The sequence below is a fragment of the Trichormus sp. NMC-1 genome (genome assembly GCF_001858025.1).
GTDB lineage: Bacteria > Cyanobacteriota > Cyanobacteriia > Cyanobacteriales > Nostocaceae > Anabaena.
The window spans coordinates 1-19615 of sequence record NZ_LZQD01000008.1; the positions used below are offsets into that span (position 1 = coordinate 1).

16 protein-coding genes are annotated in these 19615 nt (G+C 40.1%); 7 read left to right on the forward strand and 9 right to left on the reverse strand.

The features are described 5' to 3' along the window. Positions 1-153 precede the first annotated feature (153 nt). The 4 genes from A9Y75_RS20935 to A9Y75_RS20950 all read left to right on the forward strand — a co-directional run bounded on the left by A9Y75_RS20935 (position 154) and on the right by A9Y75_RS20950 (position 4118). Positions 154-960, forward strand: coding sequence for a uroporphyrinogen-III synthase (locus tag A9Y75_RS20935; RefSeq protein WP_071191475.1), 807 nt, complete (start codon positions 154-156; stop codon positions 958-960). Positions 961-1148: 188 nt separating this feature from the next. Beyond that, a complete protein-coding gene (coaE, locus tag A9Y75_RS20940; RefSeq protein ID WP_071191476.1) occupies positions 1149-1751 on the forward strand; it encodes a dephospho-CoA kinase in 603 nt (200 codons plus the stop codon). Between the two features lie 309 nt (positions 1752-2060). Continuing rightward, entirely contained in the window at positions 2061-2477 is a 417-nt protein-coding gene (locus A9Y75_RS20945) for a hypothetical protein (protein ID WP_071191477.1), read from the forward strand. A 240-nt stretch (positions 2478-2717) separates the two neighbouring features. Then, positions 2718-4118 (forward strand): TldD/PmbA family protein, encoded by a 1401-nt coding sequence (locus A9Y75_RS20950; protein WP_071191478.1) that lies wholly within the window; start codon positions 2718-2720, stop codon positions 4116-4118. 107 nt (positions 4119-4225) lie between these two features. On the opposite strand, the gene A9Y75_RS20955 is transcribed toward A9Y75_RS20950, so the two are convergent. From A9Y75_RS20955 to holA, 5 genes are all read right to left on the reverse strand, one after another. Then, positions 4226-5023, reverse strand: coding sequence for a Tab2/Atab2 family RNA-binding protein (locus tag A9Y75_RS20955; protein WP_071191479.1), 798 nt, complete (start codon positions 5021-5023; stop codon positions 4226-4228). 104 nt (positions 5024-5127) lie between these two features. Then, the gene (locus tag A9Y75_RS20960) at positions 5128-6147 is read right to left on the reverse strand and encodes a tRNA-dihydrouridine synthase family protein (RefSeq protein WP_071191480.1); all 1020 of its coding nucleotides are present in this window, start codon (positions 6145-6147) and stop codon (positions 5128-5130) included. A 155-nt stretch (positions 6148-6302) separates the two neighbouring features. Beyond that, complete coding sequence (locus A9Y75_RS20965; protein ID WP_177176259.1) at positions 6303-7133, reverse strand: phytoene/squalene synthase family protein; 831 nt, start codon at positions 7131-7133, stop codon at positions 6303-6305. A gap of 358 nt (positions 7134-7491) precedes the next feature. After that, on the reverse strand, positions 7492-7968 hold the full coding sequence (locus A9Y75_RS20970; RefSeq protein ID WP_071191482.1) for a DUF4168 domain-containing protein: 477 nt from the start codon (positions 7966-7968) through the stop codon (positions 7492-7494). 349 nt (positions 7969-8317) lie between these two features. Further along, positions 8318-9307 (reverse strand): DNA polymerase III subunit delta, encoded by a 990-nt coding sequence (gene holA, locus A9Y75_RS20975; RefSeq protein WP_071191483.1) that lies wholly within the window; start codon positions 9305-9307, stop codon positions 8318-8320. Positions 9308-9749: 442 nt separating this feature from the next. On the opposite strand from holA, the gene A9Y75_RS20980 reads away from it, so the two are divergent. After that, complete coding sequence (locus A9Y75_RS20980; RefSeq protein WP_177176260.1) at positions 9750-10538, forward strand: DUF1868 domain-containing protein; 789 nt, start codon at positions 9750-9752, stop codon at positions 10536-10538. A gap of 212 nt (positions 10539-10750) precedes the next feature. On the opposite strand, the gene A9Y75_RS20985 is transcribed toward A9Y75_RS20980, so the two are convergent. After that, positions 10751-14056 carry an alpha-mannosidase gene (locus tag A9Y75_RS20985; RefSeq protein WP_071191485.1) on the reverse strand — a complete coding sequence of 1102 codons (3306 nt, stop codon included), beginning with the start codon at positions 14054-14056 and terminating at the stop codon, positions 10751-10753. Between the two features lie 258 nt (positions 14057-14314). On the opposite strand from A9Y75_RS20985, the gene A9Y75_RS20990 reads away from it, so the two are divergent. Continuing rightward, the gene (locus tag A9Y75_RS20990) at positions 14315-15775 is read left to right on the forward strand and encodes a hypothetical protein (protein ID WP_071191486.1); all 1461 of its coding nucleotides are present in this window, start codon (positions 14315-14317) and stop codon (positions 15773-15775) included. Positions 15776-15831: 56 nt separating this feature from the next. On the opposite strand, the gene A9Y75_RS20995 is transcribed toward A9Y75_RS20990, so the two are convergent. Together A9Y75_RS20995 and A9Y75_RS21000 are read right to left on the reverse strand one after the other, a co-directional pair. Further along, positions 15832-16896, reverse strand: coding sequence for a DUF6765 family protein (locus tag A9Y75_RS20995; RefSeq protein ID WP_071191487.1), 1065 nt, complete (start codon positions 16894-16896; stop codon positions 15832-15834). Between the two features lie 289 nt (positions 16897-17185). Further along, positions 17186-18109 (reverse strand): 1-acyl-sn-glycerol-3-phosphate acyltransferase, encoded by a 924-nt coding sequence (locus tag A9Y75_RS21000; protein ID WP_071191488.1) that lies wholly within the window; start codon positions 18107-18109, stop codon positions 17186-17188. 147 nt (positions 18110-18256) lie between these two features. Here A9Y75_RS21000 and A9Y75_RS21005 point away from each other — a divergent pair, with 147 nt between their 5' ends. Beyond that, a complete protein-coding gene (locus tag A9Y75_RS21005) occupies positions 18257-19141 on the forward strand; it encodes an alpha/beta hydrolase (RefSeq protein ID WP_071191489.1) in 885 nt (294 codons plus the stop codon). Between the two features lie 292 nt (positions 19142-19433). On the opposite strand, the gene A9Y75_RS30265 is transcribed toward A9Y75_RS21005, so the two are convergent. Continuing rightward, positions 19434-19562: a hypothetical protein gene (locus tag A9Y75_RS30265; protein ID WP_269086323.1), complete on the reverse strand. Its 129-nt coding sequence runs from the start codon at positions 19560-19562 to the stop codon at positions 19434-19436. Positions 19563-19615: the final 53 nt, after the last annotated feature.

Below are 19615 nucleotides of genomic sequence, written 5' to 3' on the forward strand. Positions count from 1 at the left end.
ATTATCAATTGATGTCCTAACCACCCTGTCCGTTGCTATACCTTTAAAAATTAAAAATTGAAAATTAAAAATTAAAAATTTCTCAATTCCGGCGTTTTTACCCTATTTTCTTATAAACTATTCTCAATTCCCACAATTCTGAACGAGAAAATCGTGGATAGCAATTTACCTTTATCTCCCCTTGCAGGAAAAACCATTTTAGTTACACGTTCAGTTGGACAGTCCAGCCAATTTAGCGATCGCCTGAATGCCGCAGGTGCTACAGTAATAGAAATGCCAGCTTTAGAAATTGGACCTCCTTCAAGTTGGTTCGCTTTAGATGAAGCGATCGCTAATTTATCCAGTTTCAACTGGTTAATTCTCACTTCCAGCAACGGAGTAGAACACTTTTTTACTAGACTCCACACCAAAGGTAAAGATAACAGTTCCCTCGCTGGGGTAAAAATTGCGGTTGTCGGTGAAAAAACAGCCCAAAGTCTGAAAAAACAAAATATCCGTCCTGATTTTATTCCTCCCCACTTTATTGCTGACTCTTTAGTGGGAAACTTTCCCGAAGAATTAGCGGGTAAAAAGATTTTATTTCCCAGAGTAGAAAGTGGTGGAAGAGACGTTTTAGTCAAAGAATTAACTATCAAAGGTGCAAACGTTATAGAAGTTCCCACCTATGAATCTTGCTGTCCTCAAACTATTCCCCCAGAAGCAGAGTTGGCTTTGCGAAACCGCACTTTAGATGTCATCACTTTTGCTAGTTCTAAAACTGTACAATTTTTCTGTCTATTAACAGCCAGTAAATTTACAGATGGAATAACACATTACTTAGAGAAAGTTTCCATTGCTTCTATCGGTCCCCAAACTTCCCAAACTTGTCATAGTTTATTTGGTCGTGTCGATATAGAAGCCGAGGAATATACCTTAGATGGCTTAACCAACGCTATTATAAAATGGGCAAATCCAGGATAATTAAGAATTAAAAATTAAAAATGATCCCCCTTGTGATAGATAGTACAAGGGGCTTGATCATTTGAGATTATTGTAGTGAATAAATTTTAAAACTTTGAATAATTCCATCCAAAACGCAAAATTTAAATTCTCAACTTCGGTTATTTATTAATTACGAATTACGAATTACGAATTATTTACAATTACCAATGACCAAACGTTTAATCGGCTTAACTGGTGGTATAGCTACAGGTAAAAGTACAGTAGCTAATTATTTACAAAATGCTTATAAATTGCCAATTTTAGATGCGGATGTTTATGCTAGAGATGCAGTATCTATTGGTTCACCTACTCTCGCACAAATTACCGCAAGATATGGTAAAGAAATTTTATTATCTGATGGGAATTTAAATCGTCAAAAGTTAGGAGAAATTATTTTTCAACAATCAGAAGCACGAAATTGGCTAGAAAATGTCATACATCCTTATGTGCGAAATTGTTTTGATCAAGCTATTAATGAATCATCTGCAAATACTTTAGTTTTAGTGATACCTTTGTTATTTGAAGTTGGTTTAGAAAATCTAGTTAGTGAAATTTGGGTTGTATATTGTTCACCAGAACAGCAACAACAAAGATTAATCCAGCGCAATCATTTAAACAGCGAACAAGCCACAGCTAGAATTAATAGCCAATTACCAATTGCAGAAAAAGTAGCCAAGGCTGATATAGTATTAGATAACTCCTCTACTTTAGATTCACTTTTAGAACAAGTAGATGTAGCAATCAAGAAAGATATAAGGAATCCGGTTTGATTCATAAACTTAGAGGATGTTTGAAAAGTCAAAATATATACTAGAAACCTCTCTCCAAACCTCTCCCCTACAAGAGGAGAGGCTTTGAAGCCCCCCTTCCCTTGTAGGTAAGGGGGGAAGGGGGGTTAGGTTTTTGAGACTTAAATGTTACCCAAAATACTTTTCAAACATCCTCTTACTCGTAGAGGTAGGTAACAGTGAACAGTGAACAGTGAAGAAGGAATAAATGTATATTGAATTCTGTAAGCGCAAAGCGCAGGCTGCGCCAACAAAAATCAAATATGATTCCTATATAACCAAATTATCAATATGAATAAACCAATTATTTGGATAAATGGAGACTGTTTGAGTCCCCAAAACCCCGCATTTAAAGAATATCCCAATAGACCAGCCATTTGGGTTTGGGATGATGCTTTAATTGAGGAATGGCAACTGAGTCTAAAACGCCTTACCTTTATCTATGAATGCTTGTTAGAATTACCTGTGGAAATCCGTCGGGGAAATGTGGCAGAAGAAATTATCAAGTTTGCGAAAGAACATGATGCTAAATTAGTTGTCACCACAGATAGCCCTAGTCCCAGATTTGAGGAAATTTGCACCCAAATTGAGCATTCTTTAGAATTGGAAGTTTTAGAAGTAGAACCATTTTTTGATTACGATGGTTTTATTGACTTAAAGCGGTTTTCTCGTTATTGGAAAGTAGCTGAAAAATACGTTTTTGAATAATAAATAAAAAGCTCAAAAAACTCCGACCATCTACATGATACCCAAAATAACAAAATTGACATTTTTTTAATTAAAAGTTAAAAATTAAAGAATAATAATAATTTAAAATTCATTAATTTTGGGTGCAAGCCCCCACTGATTGCAATTTTTAATTAATAATTTTTAATTTTTAATTGGAGCGAAGCGACTTGACCTAAATAGTTGGAAAATAAAAGTAGTTCGTGATGATCACTCACAACAATGCCAAAGACACTTGCTGACGTACAAAATTTACTCTCTGAGTTAATAGCCCGTTATTCCCACCGTGTAGATTATCTGATGATTCGCCTAGAAGAAGCAGAAGGAACGGATATCTTGTTGCGTGGTGACAAGATAGAAACCCTCAGCGAAGGTATTTCTATTGGTGGCCATGTTCGCGCTTGTTATAAAGGTGGCTGGGGGTTAAGTAGTTTTAACCAGTTGGCGACGATAAAAGAACGAATCGAAGAAGCGATCGCAGCGGCGCGGATAGTGGGAGATGAAGAAACCATACTCGCACCCATTGATCCCATACAAGCTATATGTAATTTACCCCTAACAGGTATCGATCCACGCACAGTTTCCCTAAAACAGAAAAAAGAATTGTGCGATCGCTATACTGACTTACTCAAAAACGTTGATTCCCGCATCACCACCACCTCAGTTCGTTATAGTGACAGCGCCCAAAGAGTCATTCTCGCCTCCTCTGAAGGAACTCTCATTGAGCAATCTTGGGTAGACATGGAAATGCGCTTTGCAGCCACAGCCAGAAACGGCGACACCGTACAAACTGGTAGAGAAACCACCGGCTCTCGCAAAGCATACCAAGACTTAACTGATTTAGATACCCAAGTCAAGAGCGCCGCCCAAAGAGCCGTTACCGCTTTATCCTTACCACCAGTCAAAGGTAATACTTATACCGTAGTTATTGACCCAATTCTCAGTGGTTTATTTGTTCATGAAGCTTTTGGGCATCTTTCCGAAGCTGATATGGCCTATGAAAACCCAGACTTACTGGAAGTTATGACCCTTGGTCGTCGCTTTGGTTCCGAAGAACTGCAAATTTTTGATGGTGCAGCCCCAGAAGGTCATCGTGGTAGTTATTTTTACGACGACGAAGGCACACCTGCGACAACTACGCAATTAATTGAAGATGGAGTTTTAGTCGGGCGTTTACATTCCCGTGAAACTGCTGGCAAATTAGAAGAAGCACCCACAGGTAATGCTCGCTGTCTGAATTATCACTTTATGCCCATTGTGCGAATGACAAACACTTGGATTAAGAGGGGTAATACACCAGTAGCAGACTTATTTACTGATATCAAAGAAGGAGTCTATGCCCGAAATTGGTTAGGTGGAATGACGAATGGAGAAATGTTCACCTTTAGCGCCGGTGAAGCATGGATGATTAGAAACGGCAAAATTGCAGAACCAGTCAAGGATGTAACACTTTCCGGTAACGTTTTCCAAACCCTAGCTGATATTGAAGGCATAGGTGATGATTTTTACTGGGATGAATCAGGTGGATGCGGTAAAGGTGGACAAAACGGTTTACCCGTAGGTTGTGGTAGCCCAAGTCTGCGAATCAAAGATGTCGTCGTCGGAGGAGAAGCTGATAATTAAGAATTTAGGAGACGCGAGGATGGGGAGATGGGGAGACGCGAGGATGGGGAGAAAGAAAGAGGGAGATGGGGTGATTCATTATTCCCTATTCCCTATTCCCTGCTTTATCAGTTTTCAGCTTGTAACAACCAAAAACCACTGTAAGTCATCCCAGAATCATCCGGTTGTATCAATAAAAAATGCAATCCCTTACTTAACTGTTTTCGCTGTTCATATACCTGAGCAGCAGCAGAAACTTCAGTATCTTCAAAAGTCGCCAAAATCCATCTATCTGCTAAACCAGCTTCTAAAATCAAGCCATCAGGCGCACCAGCAATGTAATTTAATGATACAGCATCAGCTTCCTGTAACCACCGCGCTAAACGCATAGACTGCCGTCCACCATAAATTACCACACCGGGAACGGACACAGTTGATGCTAAACCGAGATTAATCGGTTTCAGAAATTCTGGTATATGAATAACAGGAATAGGGCGCTCTGTAAACTCATCCAAGAGATTACCTGCCAGAATTGTAGCAAAACGCCACTCTTCCCCCCAAAGATTTTCCGGTAATGGTGCTGGAGGTGGTTTATCTACAACGACAGGATATTGCTTTGCTGCCAACCACTGTTTTAGTGCCAAAGTCTTGCGGGTAGGTTCAACATTAATACCCAAATTGCGTCCAGCCACTGCAATTAAACTCAAAGACTGGGGGCGAAACACCTGAATTACATCTGGTAACTTTTCACCACCTGCCAACTGAAGTTGTTCAGTAAGCCAACGCGAATTAGCTTGTGACTGGGGACAGGTAGCCACGAACTCAAAGCGGCGAGTCTCATCACAAATCAACAACTCCCACAATATCTGCCCTTCTGCATCTCGCAGCGGACTACGATAAAAATCAGCCTGCCAAACCAGACCCATTCTCAATACTCTTCCTCTGCGTTCTTTGCGTCTGTATGCTTCAACTCAATTCCTAACACAAAAAGGCTAAGTTAATTTATCTTCTTTTCTGCGAGATACCTCATCTACTCGCTCAAGGAAGGTGCTAGGGCTAAAGTTTTCGTTCCTTCACTAAGGAGAAAGCGATCGCACAAATTAAACATTTCTACCTCAGTCTGCACCCGTCGCATCAGCCGGAGAAAATGACCTTCAGTGTCAACACTTAAAGCAATGTAATTAAGGAACATTTTCAGGTAACTTACCCGCGCCCGTTCTGGTATAGTTGAGGCTGTAGGAGTTTGCCATAAACGATCAATATAGTTGCGTACCTCTACCAAAGGAACAGGTGTGATCTCCTCACCTCGCAAAGCCTGACGAATTTGATGAAAAAGCCAAGGATTCCCAATCGCCCAGCGTCCCACCATTACACCCGCCGCACCCGTTTGAGAAAGCACTTCCAGGGCAGTTTTCGCCGAGTTGATATTGCCATTAGCCAGCACTGGACAATGAACCCGTTTAACTGCTTCCGCAATCAAATCATATTTAACTTCACCGTGGTACATATCTTTCACCGTGCGACCGTGCAAACTCAACAAATCAATGTTGTGGCGATTGATGATATCGAGAATTTCATAAAAGTTATCTGTATTTTCAAAGCCTACGCGCATTTTCACAGTTAAAGGTTTATCATTCACAGCATCACGCAATTCTCCCAAAATCTGCTCTACTTTTTCCGGTTCTCGCAGCAATCCACCGCCAACATTTTTGCGATAAATTCGAGGTGCTGGACAGCCCATATTCAAGTCTACTCCCGCGATATTATATTTGCAGAGTTCCTTGGCTGTTCTTACTAAGTCAGGAATACTTTCACCAATCATTTGAGCAAAAACCGGGCGACCGGTATCGTTTTCGGTAATTGCTGACAGAATGTGACGATTGAGCCGTGAGGTATCATTGACGCGGAAATACTCAGTGAAAAAGTAGTCAGGACTGCCATAGTGGGCAATGACCTTCATAAACCAGAGATTTGTAACATCCTGCATGGGTGCAAGAGCGGTGAGCGGTAGGTCTTTCTGAAGCGATTGGGGGAGCGATATCTGGGACATAGAGATTCCACCGTTCAACAAAGCATCACTGTATCAAAATATCGTTACTGAGCTTCATCTTCAATCAAGTTATACTAAAAACGGTTAATACAGCAGAATTCAGAAGGGGCGTATTGCAATACGCCCGTACTAATTTGAACAGATTTCCCAGGCTCTTAACTAGCTTTTACATTGATACCCATCAGGTTTTCAATCAGTGCATAAACATCACTGCGGCTGAGTTTTTCCTTACCACTAACCAAAGCGTCAAGAGTACCATGAGCTAAGGCCAGAGGGATTTGGCAGAATTGCAAAGCCGGGCCAGCCGGAAGAGAGCTAGTATAAGCATCTGCCAAGATAAGATGACGACGTGCATATTCTTGGAGATTGTCGTTATTCCAACCATCGGGGAAAAAGTCTACACCACGGGTTAAATCTTCAGTATTATTACGTAGGATATTCACAGCTTGTAAACCGCGCCCAAACCCAATCGCTTGAGTCCGGTTAGTTTGTGTGCCATCATACCAAGACCATAAATCCGAGAGTAACAAGCCGACTGCACCTGCTACCCCAAATGTGTATCGGTCTAAGTCAGATTCGGTTTCAATTGTCCAGTTTTTTTCTGCCCAGTAAGCCATTCTATCAGCCATTGCTGCTGTTGCATCCCAAATCCGAGGAGCAATGCTCTCCGGTGCTAGTATTGACCATTCTCTAACCCGTAGACTAACTTCTGCTAAAGAATTCTCGTAGCCGCTAAATGCTACTGAAAAAGCATCTACCGCAAAACCATCAACTCCTGCTTGTAATGTCAAGCTCATATTTCGCAACAGCTGGGCCTTTGTGGCATTATCCAGTTGTGGATGATCTTCAATTTCGTCAATTGCACGCATACACAAGTATGCTGAGGCAACGGCTTCTTGCAATCCTGACGGTAAAATACTAATTGGGATGTAAAAAGTTCGACTAGTTTCTTTGAGGATTTGCAATGCATCTCCACGTAAATCCATTTTTTCACTCCTCTCTTTATTTTCACACCACATCAAGTTCGCGTCTTTTGATGATACTGGATTTAGTTTTTACTCAAAAACCGGAAAAACTATCTAGTATTTCATCGTAAAATTAATAGTTTATGGTATCAGAATTAACAAAAATCTCAAATTTAACAAATTCTAGTCTAGTATATAGGGTTTTGGTGACAACAAAGTTTTGTTGCCAAGTTTGATCTAGAGGAAACAGGGATCGATCTTGCTGTCTTGAAAGCGGGTTTTACTGAAGTAGGGGTAAAGCGCATTGCTAAACCCCTACTGACTGTGTACTGCTGTTGTATTTAAACATTTTTAAGTAATTTAACTGTAATTCTCGTTCTTACTTTTTTTCAGAGTCTTTTTGCAGACGCAATAATGTGTTGTATACCTGCCGCTTTAAATCACTGCTGTTTTGGATTTCTAAAGTAATTGCATTGAACCGCTCAATACTAAGTCCATGATTTTCGACAATTTTCTGAGAGCGGTTACAATAATTAACCGCAATGTCCCTGGCTTTACTGGGTAAAGAATTCATACTCCTGGAGTCGTTACAAACTATCTTGGGTATTTCTTTCTCTCCAATCAGTTTTTTAATTTCATCAAAGGCTTGCTGACGGTCTGGTTCCATTTTTAATACAGATTGGGCATAGTTAGTGACTTCTGTATTGTTAACTGTGATACTTTGCGCCGCGGCTTTGGGACTCAGCCCTAAAGTGCTAAAAATCACACTCGCACTGGTGAGGGTTGCAAATACCAAGGAGTGAGACAGGATTCGTTGAATCGGAATTGGGAAAAAGACAAAGTAATTTTCCGGCATAGGATAGGTGACACAGAACTATAGTAAGGATATGATAATAGGTTTGATTTGTTTTAGGGATTATAAGTTCCAGTCAAAGTCAAATTCCTGCAACTTTTAGTGAATTAAAACTTATAATTAGGACTTGCTGATAGCGTAACGTTAGCCATAAAAGTCTTTTGGTTAGCGCTAGAAGTCAGGAGTCGGGAGTCAGGAGTCAGGAGTCAGGAGTCAGGAGTAAAACTGGCTTTTTGTATAGGTTTCAATTTAGATTTTGTACCTCCTAACTACCCAAACTGCTGTATATCTAAGTTTTAGCTTTATTAAGCAAGCCCTAATTACGAATTACGAATTACGAATTACGAATTATTTAATTTCCTTGACAGACTTGACAAAGTTCTATGACTTTAGTTTGGAGTGCAGATGTTTCCGAGGCTCCTTGTTTAAGGCTAACTTCTAATTCCAGAAGCAGCGGTAAAGATGAGATTAATTGCTGTACTGAGAGAGACTTGACTTCTTGCTGTAAAAAATAGATGCGTTTGGGGTTATTGATTTCAGCAGCTTGAGCGATCGCTTGAGGATTGCGCTCTCCTGTTTCCATCATAATCTTTACCAATAACCAAGTCCGAAATTGACCGATCAAAGTGGCAACTATCCGCAATCCCGGTTCGGAAGCATTGATCAAATCAGCAACAATTCCCAAGGCTTTGGCTGTATCTCCAGTTCTAATCGCTGCTGATAATTGCAGGGTATTTTGGGTAGTATTTCTCACTAAGGCAGTGACTGTCTTTACATCTAAAGGCTTGTTGCTACCTGCGATGTAAAGCCGCAATTTCTCCATTTCATTGTAAAGAAGCCTGGTATCATTACCTACAGATTCCGCCAAGAGTTCCGCCGTCTGGGGAGTCAATTTCACCCCCACAGTTTGAGCAGCTTGATTGACAGCTTGCACCAACAATTCCGTTTTCCAGGGGGGAATGAGGGAAAACTCGCGGAATTCCTGAGCGGATTGTTTCAACAATTTTGTGGCTTTCAGGCGTTCATCAGGCTTATTACGGCTAGTAAGTAATAAAAACGAGTTTTCGGGAATAACGGATAAAGTGCGTTGTAATTCGGCTAAGACATTTTCTGGACAGTGTTGACAAAGGGTAGTATTGATTAACCACACCAAACGCCCACCAGCGCCGAAAGTCGGTGTCATGACTTGATTTAACGCCTGAATCACAGCATCGGCTTGTTCTGGAGGGAAAGCAGTATAATTAAAACTGAGCCAAAGAGGATCGAGAATGCGATCGCGCAAAACCGTCACTGCTTTTTCAATGGCAAAATCATCCTCACCCCAGTAAACATAGATTGGCATAGCAATTAAATAATTCGTAATATTTCCTTCGGTCCCGCTAGGGATACGTAATTCGTAATAGTGCCTACGGTCCCGCTAGGGATACGTAATTAAGTTTTGTGACGGGGATTTAGAGGTTGTTTGAAAAGTATTAGATGAAACCAATAATTTCCAAGAACCTAACCCCCCAGCCCCCCTTCCCTACCAGGGAATGGGGGTTTCAAAGCCTCTCCCCGCGTCGGGGAGAGGTTTGGAGAGGGGTTTATTTATACATTAAAAACTTTTAAAACATCCTCTTAGACCTCGACCCAAAACTTGCCGGTTATTGAACAGGGGGATTTAAACCCACGGTACTCGGTTAAAAATTTAAAAATTTAAAATTTAAAATTTAAAAACCAAATTAATTTGGTCAAATTGAGTAAATTTCCCTACAATCTATCAAGAGAGCGCGAGGCGATGAAGATTGGACGACAACTACCAAACCTACTTAAATCGGGTAGCAAGAATGATGCTACCAGAATTTTACAGAACCCAAGTTCAGCATATCCAGGAATCTTCTAAATTTCAGTCCAATTCTGGAATCAGAGAACCATCACCTTTTCCTGGCTATACGCTGATTACCCCACCGGCGGGAGAAGATACGGAAAATGCTGCTTTCTACAGCCAAATAGAGAGTTATCAGCGATCGCTTTTAGAGTTACCTGTCAACTGTGATTTGATTGTACCTGTACCTCCTGCCAGTTTTCATTTAACCGTAGCAGACTTGATTTGGGATCATGCTTTCCATCATGCCACTGACAAAAATCCCCAATTTGCCGAGGAATTGAACTCTTGCTTAGGTGATTTATTTAAGCAACATCAAGAATCCAGGACAAAGCCAGCTAATCCCATTTCCTGGCAAATGCTGGGACTGTTAGTTATGCCCAGGGCTATAGGTGTGTGTTTAGTACCCAAAGATGAAAGCTCCTATGAGGAGATTATTCAAATCCGCAGGCTCATTTATCAAAATCGCAAGTTAATGGGCTTGGGGATTGAGCAACATTATAACTTTACAGCCCACATTACATTAGGCTATTTTGGGGAAATTCCCGCAGAACCAGACCGCATCAACCTCAGTACTATGTTATCTGAGTTAAATCAACAATGGCTGTTAAATTTCCCAGAGATTTTAATCAACCGAGTTGAATTGCGGAAGTTTGACAACATGACACGTTATTATCGTCAACCAGACTGGATAAGTTTAGATTTTTGAGTAATTTCTAATTCGTAATTTAATCATGAATTACGAATTAGAATTAATATAGCGGTTTCCGCTCTTATGAGGTACATCTTAGCCCCCTCATCGCTTGCGGGGAGGGGGTTGGGGGTGGGGTTCTTGTACCTCATAACATCGGGAAGTGCTGTATAGCGGGTTTGGGATCAGTGAAGTACAGTTTTCAACTGTAAAGCTAGTAAGGGCGGGGTTTACCCGCCTTCAATTTTATTGCATCCAACTGCAAATGTACTAATTTTCCAAGGAGCAATTTGATCAATTTCTTGATTTATCGGTCTTTCCAATAAATCAACTGCTGCTTCTAAACTGAAAACATCACTTTGTAAAGATAACTCTGCTGTTTTTCCGTGACATTCATAAAAGCGAATTAGGAATTTTTGTGGATGATCTTCACTGGGTTTTAAAGCCATGATAATCAAATTATCTGCTGATAAATTCAGAAAACTTTGGCTTGGGCAACTATTCAATCCAGATTGTTGATTTGGTGGATTAACTAATACTTTTAATGGTATATTTAACTCATATCCATATCTAACAGTGTGGGCTGTTTCCCAACTATCTGCATGGGGATACAAAGCATAAGTAAATTCATGTATACCTCTGTCAGCTTTCGGGTCAGGCCAGTTAGGACTTCTGAGCAAAGTGAGGCGGATTTGATTGCTGCGGCAGTTGTAACCATATTTACAATCATTCAGTAAGCTAACTCCGTATTTTCCGGTTTCCGTGTCGGTGGTTAAATCTGCCCAACGTAAAGCGGGTACTTCCCATTTAGCCTTTTCTGCCGGGGTTTGGGGGTTGGTTGAACGCCGAATTGCACCGCAGGGAATTTCATAAGTAGCAAAATCGGCTGCGACGTTGACAGGAAAGGCTGTTTTCACTAATACTTGATTTTCTTGCCAATTTACAGTATTAGCAATTTTCAAAAGTGGTGAACCGGTTTGAAGAATGTAATCTTGACAAAACTGCGAATTTCCCAGTTGACGCACTACCCGCAAACGTTGTTGTATTTTTCCATTTTCTAGCCATTGAATTGATTTTAATTCCGTTGCCGGTAGAGGTTTTGTGGTATAATCGGGGTCAATATTCCAAGCATCCCAATATTGTCCGCTATCTTCAAAAGCCTGAAGTTGATTTCCCGCACCATTTAAAATTTCCCGTTGTTGGATTTTGTCAAAGACAGATTTTAAGTCTCCGGTTTCGGGGTTGACCTGAACTCGCAAATATTCATTTTCTAATATCCAGTTTTTGGGAATTTCGGAATTGTCGATATGGGGATTTTCGGATGTTGGAGAAAGCCAATATATTTGATATCCTACAGATGGCACAGTAGCCAGAAATAACAAAGTTGAGTTTTCGCTTTTCTGGGACGGAAGTTGATTTCCAGTAATGTCGTAAATTTTCCAATTTGAGTTATGATTATCCTCAGAATGTAATTCCGGGGCTATATCATTTAGATTAGAATTACCCTCAGAATGGAATTCTGGGGCTACACAAACGAAGTCCACCTGCGTGGACTGGGAATCTGTTAAAATCGTTTTCGGTAAAGTAACGCTGACGACTTCGCAACGTTGCCAGTTGAGAGAATTAAAAATTATGATGGGTATGCTGTTGGGTTGGGGTGGTTGTGGTAAACTGATATGAGATGCGATCGCACTCAAGGATTCATCTAAGATATGATTTCCCACTTGTTCCACTTGTTCCCATTCCGGTAAAGCATCCTCATAAACTTGAGTAATAGAAGTACCAGGGAGAATATCGTGAAACTGATTAAATAAAACTTTTTTCCAAGCAGCTTCAATTTCATCTTGAGGATATTGCACCCCACAGATAATATTTGCTAAAGTTGCAAATAACTCAGCTTCATATAAAAGATTTTCAGATTTCCGATTCCAGCGTTTTTGGTCTGCGTGGGTAGTATAACATCCGCGATGAAATTCTAAATAAAGTTCATCTTCCCAAACAGGTAAATTGTGACTTTGGGATTTTATCTGTTGGAGATAATTTTCCGAAGTTGTAAATTCCAACTTGGGAAAAATTGGAGAATCTTCCCAACGCCTTGCTATTTCCAACATATCACGAGTCGGACCACCACCATGATCACCGACACCGGGAAGCCAAAGAGAATCTACTAAACCAGTTTGAGTTTCCCATTCACAGACATAGTTCGCCATTTTAACAGGATCAATAGTTTCGCCTATGGTTGCAGACATAAAACTAAATATTTGACTACCATCAAGCGATCGCCACCAAAAAGCGCCATAATCAAACTTAGTAGTATCATTCCAGCGTAACTTCTGAGTCACAAAAAACTCAATTCCCGCATTTGCGAAAAACTGAGGTAAAGTCGCACAGAAACCAAAAGTATCAGGAACCCAAACCACAGGAGATATTTTCCCAAACCGTTCCTGAAAATAACGCTGACCATATAATAACTGACGGACAATAGACTCACCAGAAATCAAATTCAAATCCGGTTCCACCCAAAACCCACCCAAAACTTCCCATTTTCCCGTTTTAACCTGGGTTTGAATCTTCGCAAATAAATCTGGACGATATTCCTCAACCCAAGCATACAAAGCCGGAGTAGTATGACAGAAAATCAACTCTGGAAAATCAGCCTGTAAACTTAACGCTGACTCAAAAGTACTAACTGCGGCTTTCCAAGTTTCAGAAACAGGCCATAACCATGCTAAATCTAAATGAGCATGACCTAACAAATGAATTTTAGATTTTAGATTTTGGATTTTGGATTGAATTAAAGACTCACGAAGATTAAAAAGAACACTTTCCCATTCTTCCTTCTTCTCTTCTTTTCTTTCTTCCTTCGCGTCCTTCTCTTCGAGACGCTGCGCGAACGCGCCTTCTCTTCGAGACGCTGCGCGAACGCGGTTCATTAATCTTTCTACTTCCGCAACCAAAGCAGATAACCGTTCCGGTGCGAACCCTTCCAAAAATATTTGAACAACAGCCAACTCATCAGCCAAAAAACCAGGATCTAGCCTATTATAATCCAAAGACTCAAAAACCAAGAGCGATCGCATCAAAGCCCCATCACAATGACCCGGACTCACCAACCGCAAAGCAACAACAAACTCCTCCCCAGCTTTTACCTCTTGACTTAAAAGCACTCGTGGAGAACAATCAAACAAATCACCAACCAATACCAACTTACCATTAACATAAATCTCCGCCGCATCCGCCCACCAAACCAAAGCCAACCGTAAACATAAACCCGTTAAATCATAACCTTGTAAATCTGGGGGAACAACCAATTTTTGCACCAACCACAACACCTGCTTTCCCCCTGTCCAAGCAACATGAGCTTTATCATTTAGCTTTACAGGTTCCCAAAGAGACAAATCTGAGTTTATCACCTCAGTAATTCCCCAGTCAACTTGCCGATAAACCCAAGAAGATTGGATATTAACTTGACAGCAAGAGCGCAACTTGTCAATTATTGCTGATATAAATTGGGTATGGGATGGAGATAGAGTCATAATCAATAAAGATTAACAATTAATGTAAAAATTAAGTTCGGGTTTGGGATTGTCTAAATTAAACTTACTTGAGCTTATTTTCCATTATCATGATGTTATATCAAGCCCGGCTAATTAGTGATAATATCTGTTTTCCGATTCCCAGCCCCAACAGAGATGATAAATATGCGAACAGACTTGATATCACTGACTGACGATAAGTAACAGTTTTGTAGGAGTCTCAAAACTTAATCACACTCACACTAACAAATCTCTACCATGTCTTCTGGTTCCTCCGGTCGTTATCAAAGTAAAATCTTTAACTTTTTCAACCAGCATTCTCAGCGGTTGACACAACAGTGGGAAAACTCCTTCCGAAATTTGCAAGTTGCTACCAAATGGAGTGTCGAAGCCCTACTTTACCCACTTTACCAACTGTTTCAGCCAGATGAACTTGCTGGAAAAAGGCTAAAATCAGAAACTCCCCCACCTGTGGATACACCTATTCAGCACGTACTAGAGTTAGTCCAAAATTTACCATCTGCGGCAGCTTCTGATACAGAAAATTCACAAAATGTCAACCCATTGATGTTTTTGGGTGATACCTTCCTGGAAGTAGCTACCCGTTTTAAGTTGTGGAAAGGTGTTAAAAAGCAACCCAAATCTAATATTACTAAATCTCTAAAACCAGAAAATACACTCCAGAAGCATATACCAAAAGTGCTAGGAATTGCTGCACAATTGGAAAATCGTAATTTGGTACTTGTTACCAACGATAACAGAATTTTGGATGTTTTGACAATTCAACAACAGGCAAAAGTAGCAGATAAAATTAATAGCGCAGTCGCTGAATATAATTATTCTTTCAATTTAGCTCAAGTCAAAAAAGAACAGAACATCTTACCAGAAATTGACCGCATATTAACAAAGCTAACTAGTAGTAATAATTCTAGCATAATAGATTTACCTGAAAACAATTTTCACGTAAAAATACAATCTTCTTATCCTGATAGATTGTTAGCTTTTCTAGATACAGCCTTAGCCAAAATAGAAGCTAAAGCTAATGTACCGATAAAACAGCGTAGCCAGGGAATTATTCAAATTGCTCAAACTCAATTGGATATATTTATATATGGTAGAGAACAAGTAGAATCCAGAAGAGAAATGACAGTTAATGCTGATGGCTTAGAAAATCAAACTTTGAATATTCCAGCATTAATTGAATCTGCAATAAATTACTTCTTTGGTGGTAGGAAAATTCAACAAATTGATGCTCAATCAAATGCAGAAGAACCAAGAATTAAACCTTTAAACCAGATTAATCAAAATCATCAATTGCAGCAATCAGATTTAATTCCTGATGCTTGGTTAAGTTGGGGTGACTTATTTGGTGATTTAGAAATAAATGCTGATGATGTAAATTCTAGTTTAACTGCTAGTTCATTTACAGAAAATAGTCAGACAGAGTTATTCCCAAAATCAAAAAGGGCAAAATCAAAAAGGGATTTATTTAAAAATAACAAATCCTCAAAAGTAGCTACTCATTCCCAAGCTGAAAATGAGGTAAAAAATCAACCTCAAATCCAGCCAGATTGGATAGAAACCACCGCCACATTTTTAGGTTATGAAATCCATCCCCTAGAGCAAATTTTAGCATGGTTAGATCATGTCATGCTGTGGATAGAAATGATATTTATGAATATGATTTACTTCTTTAAAGGCTTATTACAGGTGAGGTGAAAAACTTTATCTCTCTTAGATACCCGACTTCTTTAAGAAGTCGGGTATCTATACTTTCAAGCGACACAAATTCCATATTGGGGTAGCAAATCGTGAATAACGTAAAATTGATGTGCTTGTAAAGCATCATGAAACAATTTCCAATTGCTGACTAGGAAACTAGGATGATAGGGAAAAATCTCATTATCTTTGTCAACCGGGCTTTCAGTTCCCAAAGCGAGGTATTTCCAGGAACTTTTACCTTTAGGAATATAGTTAATATTGGCTGCACCAAAACTAAATTGACCTTGGGATATTGCACTTATCCATTTTTGATGACGTACAGTACCTTTAACATCTTTAATATTTGCCAACATCAAGGCAATTAAACTTTTATCAGGTGCTGGTAAACCTGGTACAATGGCATCAGGATCACCTTTTAAATAACGCTGCATAGCCTTACACATATGATCAGCCGCAGCCAGAAAATCTTCAGGATTATTACGGCTAATTTTCTCACACCTACCGTTGATATAACCCCAACGTAAAAACGGCTTATCAGGATGACTTAAAACTGCACCATGTCCTAAAGGTAAAGCTTCACTGACAAAATAATTCTTCAATCTATCCATCAAATTACGATCTGGTTGTTCATTTTCATCAAGTAATTTTTTCGCTTCATTAACTCGATGATTAACACCAGCAAAACCTTGATGCGCCCAAGTATCAACATAAACGTGCATTGTAATACCCAGACGATGTAAACTATAAGCAGTATCACGGCGTTGGATACATTCCCTCACCATTTGCTGCGCGACATAACTATTAGGACGACAAATCAATTTTTCGATAAACTTCCCTTCAGGATCTTCACCTGCTGGTTTTCCGCCATTTCCAGGTAAAAAATGAAAAGGAATCCAAACATGATGAATTGCTAACTCCTGAAAATTGCGATAATCTAGCATTTTGTGGGCGGAACTAATGCGAGTAAACATCGCCCCATTATCGAATCGGATTAAACCGCTATTGATAGCATCATCTACATACTGGGCGCAGTAAGCCACGATACTAGCATCTTCGTGGTCAAAACCCGCTAGTCGCGCTACAACGTAGGTGACACCATGATGAAAGTCTATTTGCATCTTGAGTCAATTATGAGTTAGGGAATTTACGTATAGAATATAACGATTTGGGCGCTGTTAGAGAGGGGGCTACTGTTTTCCCGTCCTCTTCTGGAAGTTGAACCAGATATAACTTCTGTAAAACTCCGTACACGGAGTGAATTTCCAACCCTAAAAACAAAATTTAACCGAAAATCCAGTCCCCCTCCTCGCTTGCGGGGAGGGGCTAGGGGTGGGGTTTTATGTAATCTATGCAGTATCATGAGTGAAGCGATGGCTCGGCCCGCCGCAGGCATCGCAATATTTCCTTTTACAACAACATCCGATTGAGAAAATTCTGTAACAACTTTATCCCCGTTGGTTCTTGATAATCTGTAAGTAACAAAGCCTGTATTGCTTCTTGTAATGCTTCCAAAGCTGAATCTATTTCCTGACGCTTCGGCCTTGTAGTTGGGGGAAAATATAAAGGTTCGCCCACCCGAATTGTTAACTTTTTTCTCAAAAATAAGTCATGAGTACCAATTAATGCTATGGGTACAATTGGCACGCCAGCCCGCCAAGCATAAATTACAGTCCCGCGTTTGAAAGGATGCAAATGACCTTCAGCAGTTCCCAGTTTTCCCTCAGGAAAAATCATCAACCCATCTCCACGGGCTAAAATAGCCGAAACAATGCGGTCTATGCGGCGGATTGTCTGGATATCTCCACCAGGGTTAACGGTATCTTTAATGACTTGAGCAAGTTCTTGTAAATCGTCTCGTCCGGCTTTAGCAGCGGCAATAACAGCCTGTTCTTCACCCCAAATTCTTTCTAAAGGAATAACACCACCAGCAAAACCTAAAATCCAGCGTTTCCACCATTTGTTATAGAGAGTGCGGGCATCACCGAGAATATAATAGTGAGGCTGGGTGGGAATTTCTGAGAGTAAAACCAATGGGTCGAAGTGGTGAAGATGATTAGCAGCTAAGATTGCTGGTGTGGGTGGGATATTTTCAATGTTTTCAACTTTGACACTGAATAGGCAATGAATGAGCGATCGCACTACCCAACGTCTGATATTAGCATTAACTCGCCGTTCCCCATATTCCTGATCAATAGCCGATAACTGAAGGAGAGTAGTTTCTATAGTATAACGAATAGAGCGATGGCTTGCCGCAGCTACACCTTCCCACACCCGCTGGATAGTTGCGTCAGTCACAGGTGGTAAATTTTCTGACCCGTTAGTATTTTCCATCTGCTTATTTTATCTTCACTGTCACCTGTCACCTGTCACCTGTCACCTAAATTTCTGTAATTCCTCCCCCAGTTAGAAGCAAATTTCCTTACAATGTACCTTGATAGGCTAATAGCTTGCTGGGAAAGAACGTAAAAAATTAACCCTATGATTTACCACAGCGTCGGCACATTTAAAGGTGTTGGGGGACTTGATCTGTATTACCAAAGCTGGAATCCAGAGGGTAAGGTAAGAGCGATATTAGTTATAGTACATGGACTGGGAGGACACAGCGGTCTGTATACAAATATAGTTGAGCATTTGTTACCTAAGCAATATGCTATTTATGGCTTAGATTTGCGTGGTCATGGACGCTCACCTGGTCAAAGAGGTTACATCAATACTTGGGCTGAGTTTCGTGATGATGTCCGAGCCTTCTTACAGATAATACAAAAGCAGCAACCAGGATGCCCAATTTTCCTTTTTGGTCATAGCATGGGCGGAATGATAGTCTTAGACTACACTCTGCGCTATCCACAGGACGCATCTGCATTGCAAGGTGTGATTGTATCTGCACCAAGTATTGGAGAGGTGGGAGTATCACCGATACGAATACTTTTAGGAAAAATGCTCTCGCGGGTGTGGCCGCGTTTTTCCTTAAATACCGGACTAGACACAACTGCTGGTTCACGGAATGAGGAGATTGTGACCAGCTACACTCAAGATCAGTTACGCCATACCCGTGCCACAGCCCGGTTTTCTACAGAGTTTTTTGCTACACTAGCTTGGATTCATGCTCATGCAGCAGAATGGCAAGTACCGCTATTAATTTTGCATGGTGGTGCGGATAGAGTAGCTTTACCTGGGGGAAGTGAACTTTTTTACCAGCGAGTCACTTATTCAGATAAACAACGTATTGAGTATCCGGGAGCTTATCATGATTTACACTGTGACATCAATTATCATCAAGTGCTGACTGATTTGCAGACTTGGATGGATCAGCATTTGTCCATTGAAGTGGGAAAATTAGAGCCAGTAATGAGTAATGAGTGAAGGGTAACAATTAGTGGTCAGTTGTTTGATGCGACTGACTATTAATCAATTTGGGAACATGACTTATAGATGTACGTTAGCGATCGCATTATATCGTAACTTATTTGTATATTTAATTACTCAAATATCTTATTTTTATAGATATAGGAATAGTATAATGAGCTTTAATGCTGTAATATTTATTGTTGCTAAATTATATTTGAGAATTTTCTCAGGTTAATTATACTAAAAACTTGCTGGAGCTTTAATTTTGAATAATCGTTTAAAGCTATATGATAAAAAGCTTTCAGAATTAAGACACCAACTCATCTATTAGCTGTTCACAGTATTCACCAAGTGCAAAAAAGCCAATCTTCACAGTATTTACATCAATCTTTGCAGAAATTTCACTAAAAGTAGTAGTAACTTTGGCCACATCCATACTATTCTTACTAATAAGTTAAATGTTACCTCGTCACAAACAAGTTAAGGCCA

Excerpts from the sequence above, each read along its gene's own strand:
- A9Y75_RS20965 (WP_177176259.1), bottom strand. The coding sequence starts at position 7,133 with ATGGATTTACGTGGAGATGCATTGCAAATCCTCAAAGAAACTAGTCGA.
- A9Y75_RS20960 (WP_071191480.1), bottom strand. The coding sequence starts at position 6,147 with ATGTCCCAGATATCGCTCCCCCAATCGCTTCAGAAAGACCTACCGCTC.
- A9Y75_RS20950 (WP_071191478.1), top strand. The coding sequence starts at position 2,718 with ATGCCAAAGACACTTGCTGACGTACAAAATTTACTCTCTGAGTTAATA.
- A9Y75_RS20945 (WP_071191477.1), top strand. The coding sequence starts at position 2,061 with ATGAATAAACCAATTATTTGGATAAATGGAGACTGTTTGAGTCCCCAA.
- A9Y75_RS20995 (WP_071191487.1), bottom strand. The coding sequence starts at position 16,896 with ATGCAAATAGACTTTCATCATGGTGTCACCTACGTTGTAGCGCGACTA.
- A9Y75_RS20955 (WP_071191479.1), bottom strand. The coding sequence starts at position 5,023 with ATGGGTCTGGTTTGGCAGGCTGATTTTTATCGTAGTCCGCTGCGAGAT.
- A9Y75_RS21000 (WP_071191488.1), bottom strand. The coding sequence starts at position 18,109 with ATGGAAAATACTAACGGGTCAGAAAATTTACCACCTGTGACTGACGCA.
- A9Y75_RS20970 (WP_071191482.1), bottom strand. The coding sequence starts at position 7,968 with ATGCCGGAAAATTACTTTGTCTTTTTCCCAATTCCGATTCAACGAATC.
- A9Y75_RS20990 (WP_071191486.1), top strand. The coding sequence starts at position 14,315 with ATGTCTTCTGGTTCCTCCGGTCGTTATCAAAGTAAAATCTTTAACTTT.
- A9Y75_RS20985 (WP_071191485.1), bottom strand. The coding sequence starts at position 14,056 with ATGACTCTATCTCCATCCCATACCCAATTTATATCAGCAATAATTGAC.
- A9Y75_RS30265 (WP_269086323.1), bottom strand. The coding sequence starts at position 19,562 with ATGGATGTGGCCAAAGTTACTACTACTTTTAGTGAAATTTCTGCAAAG.
- coaE (WP_071191476.1), top strand. The coding sequence starts at position 1,149 with ATGACCAAACGTTTAATCGGCTTAACTGGTGGTATAGCTACAGGTAAA.
- holA (WP_071191483.1), bottom strand. The coding sequence starts at position 9,307 with ATGCCAATCTATGTTTACTGGGGTGAGGATGATTTTGCCATTGAAAAA.
- A9Y75_RS21005 (WP_071191489.1), top strand. The coding sequence starts at position 18,257 with ATGATTTACCACAGCGTCGGCACATTTAAAGGTGTTGGGGGACTTGAT.